This is a genomic window from Peribacillus sp. FW305-BF15 (genome assembly GCF_058783805.1).
In genome coordinates, this window is sequence record NZ_JBYSYV010000073.1 from 1 (window position 1) to 723 (window position 723).

At 38.6% G+C, this 723-nt stretch carries 1 protein-coding gene; it reads left to right on the forward strand.

What is annotated here, in order from left to right; translation table 11 throughout:
* A partial coding sequence (locus AC3WLU_RS26740; protein ID WP_492598229.1) for a transposase occupies positions 1-615 on the forward strand: 615 nt, incomplete at its 5' end.
* Between the last annotated feature and the right edge of the window lie 108 nt (positions 616-723).

Consider the following 723-nt stretch of genomic DNA (forward strand, 5'->3'; position numbering starts at 1 on the left):
ATAAAGAAGATTCAGGCCTTAAAGGAAGCAGCCAATCGCTCGATTGGCATTCGTCAGGGCGCCATGATGGCTAAAATGGAATTGAGAGCGTTAATTCAAAAGTATGAACTCATTCAAGCCAAGTTCGAAGAGCTTGATCAAACTCTGGATACACTGCTTCAAGATATTCCAGGCGTTGATCAAATGTTAGAGATAACAGGAATCGGACGCGATACAGTGGCGGGTTTCTTCGCTGAAGTAGGCGATTTGAGTGAATATAATCATCCTCGTCAAATAACCAAACTGGCAGGACTCAGCTTAAAAGAAAATACATCAGGTAAGCATAAAGGGAGGACCAAAATAACGAAACGTGGTCGTAAAAAATTACGAGCCTTATTATTTCGGGCATCTATGATTCTAGTAGCGAAGAACAAAGCCTTTAAAGCCTTACATCATTATTACACAACGAGACCTGACAATCCGTTGAAAAAGATGCAGTCTTTAATTGCTTTATGTAATAAGCTCATACGCATTCTCTTTTCTATCGGGAAAAAACAGTTTGTATTCCAGGAAGAGAAAATGTTAAAGGATATCCCCCATATGCATGCATTTATTCAAGAACCAATAGCAGCTTAATCAATATAAAACTGACTTTTGACAAATATATTTAGACAGATCAACAGACAAAATCAGCATGGGATTAGTTGGCAACGAAACTAATGTAAGGACATAGATCCTGTAGGG